Source organism: bacterium, assembly GCA_037131655.1.
Classification (GTDB): Bacteria; Armatimonadota; Fimbriimonadia; order Fimbriimonadales; family JBAXQP01; genus JBAXQP01.
Map to the genome: position 1 here is coordinate 1 of JBAXQP010000303.1, position 3,228 is coordinate 3,228.

A 3,228-nucleotide genomic window follows, 5' to 3' on the forward strand; every position below is an offset into this window, starting at 1 on the left:
ACTCTAGATAATCTTCAGAATGTAGTGAAACAGCTTCAGGGTGAAGCTAGCAGCGCCTCCACTCATCCATCAAACAGTGTTTGGGCGCCAGCTGCTTGTGAAGAATGGAGCAACACTTGGCAAAGCGGGATTGAAACTTCATTGGAGCAACTACGCAACTCTTGCTGTGAATTAAAGCAAGCTGCGCAAAACCTTGCTCCTATACTTGGAATGGGTGAGGGTAATTGGCGCGAACGCGACTTGCGTGCTCTTAATACATTATCGAAGATACTAATCGAATCCCCTACAACCCCAGTTGGTATGATGACAGCAACTGATTGGGATAATGTCAGTGCTTCGGTCACTGAATGGATAACTCATGGTATTCGTAGGGATAATCTTCGCAGCCAACTTTACTCTATCTATTCGAACAAAGTGCTGCAACTCGATTTGGATGGATTGATAAAACGGCTTCTTGAGTCAAATGAGGCATGGTTCCTACCTCGCATGCTTGGTCGTAGATCTGTAAAGAGAGCACTTAAGCGTGTGATGCAACCTGGCCAGAAAATCGACCCATCTGCGATGCTTCATGATCTTAAGACAGCTTGTACCCTACGCGATGAAGAGAATTGCCTCTCTAAGGCTAGTGATCGTGCCCGTGAGCTACTTGGATCGTTTTGGCATGAGGGAGAAGCAGACTGGAGCGCTGTTGAGCAAATGCGTGGAACCGCATCAACAATGAGAACGCTAGCAGCTCATATAGCTGGTACTGATATCGAACGCGCTTCGTCTCTAAGGCAGCAGTGGGCTACTCTACTGAGAGAAAGCCACGAACAACTTTCTGAAGGTGGACCAACTTGGCAATTATTGCGTGGTTATATTGATAAGGATCAAGCCTTTTATAACGCAAGAAGTGCTTTGGAGTCCACACTTGCGCTCGATTCACAAGCCGCATGGGGCAATGATTTAAACGATGATCATCTCGGCACAATTATCTATCATTTAGATAAATGGGATAAGCATCTTAACGATCTGAGAGAATGGTGTCACTGGCGCATAATACGTCGCCAAGCTGTGGAGCTTGGCTTACAGCAACTAATAGATGGGTATGAGAAGGGCGGTCTTCCTGCTAGCCAAATTGTTAATGCTTTTCAGCGCAGCTTTTATATGTGGTGGGTCAATAAAATTACAGATGATGAACCTACGCTTCGCACATTTTTCAGTAGTGAGTTTGAGCGCAAGATCGATGAGTTTCGAGAGGTAGATAAACGCTATACCGAACTGACGCGAACTGAGATACAGGCGAGGCTTGCAGCAAAATTACCTCATGGGGGGGAAACGGCAAATAAGAATTCAGAGATGGGAATTCTTATGCGAGAAAGGCAGAAGCAACGTCGTCAAATGCCTATACGACAGCTGTTTCAAAAGATATCTAATTTACTGCCGCGCTTGAAACCATGCCTTCTGATGAGCCCTATTTCGGTTGCGCAATACCTTGACCCTGCACACCCACCGTTTGACCTTGTTGTCTTTGATGAGGCATCACAGATACCAGTATGGGATGCAGTGGGTGCGATTGCACGTGGAAAAGAAGCTGTCATCGTCGGTGATCCAAAGCAACTACCTCCTACGAATTTCTTCTCGCGATCTGAAGATCCTGATGCTTTGGAGGACGACATCGTTGAAGATCTAGAGAGTATCCTCGATGACTGCTTAGCCGCGCAACTGCCAACGATGTATCTTCGTTGGCATTACAGAAGTCGACATGAAAGTCTGATCGCATTCAGCAACTTTCACTATTATGAAAACAAGTTATTGACTTTTCCTTCCCCTTCGATCCAGCGGTCTGTATCTCTACGGCCCGTCAAGGGGGTTTATGATAAGTCCAAGTCGAGGACGAATCGAGCCGAGGCAGAGGCTGTCGTTATTGAAGTCTTACGCCGACTACTTGATCCAAGTCTTAACCGATATAGCATCGGAATCGTTACGTTTAGCATGAGCCAGCAAACGCTTGTAGAAGACCTTCTTGATGATGCTCGACGTAAGAACCCGAAAATCGACACTTTCTTCGATAATAACTTAGCCCCAAATAACGAGCCTGTATTCGTTAAAAACATTGAAAATGTTCAAGGGGATGAGCGAGATGCCATTCTATTCTCTATCTGTTACGGCCCAGACGCTCTGGGACGTGTATCCATGAACTTTGGCCCTATGAACAGAGATGGCGGTGAACGACGTCTCAACGTAGCGATAACTCGTGCACGAAGAGAGGTGGTCGTGTTTTCAACCCTCCGTGCTGACCAGATTGATCTATCTAAAACGCGGGCTAAAGGCGTTGCAGACCTCAAGAGCTTCCTCGACTACGCTACTCGTGGACCAGTAGCCTTGACCGAGCAGCTTACTACCAACCCAGATGCTGAGTGTGAATCAATTTTCGAGGAACAGGTATGTGATGCATTGCGAAACAAGGGATTTACAATACACTCTCAGGTTGGCTGTTCAGGATATCGAATAGATCTTGCCGTAGTAGATACTGAATCTCCAGGCCGTTATTTACTGGGTATTGAATGCGATGGTGCTAACTACCATCGTGCAAAAACAGCACGAGATAGAGACCGTTTACGCGAGAACGTACTTAAGGGACTGGGGTGGCAGTTACATCGCATCTGGTCTACGGATTGGTGGGAGAAGCCTGACAAAGAAATTGCTCGGATTGAGAACGCGATCGAGGAGGCGAAAAAAGCGCCTAAGCAGATTATTGAGCAGGTTCAGGTAGCTCCCCCCCCAACTCCAATATCTTGGGCTCCTATGCCTTTGAAAAGAGAACAAAACCAACCAGATATTCCCGGCCTTATGAGTTTGAATTCTCAGTGTTATGAGCCTTATGACACATCTCTGGTGCAGGGAGACCTCACAACGTTTTACTTTCCTGGAACAGATTGGGCTATCAGGCAAGCTATCGAAGATGTCGTTAAGCGCGAAGGTCCGGTGCAATTGGACTTGGCTGCAAAGCGAGTAGCTGCTCTTTGGGGGATAAGCAAACTTGGCTCAAAGGTTCTCGAGCGGATTACCCAACTTGCATTGCATACTAGCGCCTTTCGGACGCAAAGCCAGAAAAGAGTATTTCTTTGGCCATCGGAACTAACTCCTACTGACTACAAAATGTTCCGCATTCCAGGAAATGATGATATATCTCGTCGTAATGCCGACGAACTACCTCCGGAAGAAGTTGCTAACGCAGCACTATAT

1 protein-coding gene is annotated in these 3,228 nt (G+C 46.7%); it reads left to right on the top strand.

Annotation, left to right across the window (positions count from 1 at the left end):
• On the top strand, positions 1-3,228 hold a 3,228-nt coding region (locus tag WCO51_11535; GenBank protein MEI6513886.1), incomplete at both ends, for a DUF3320 domain-containing protein.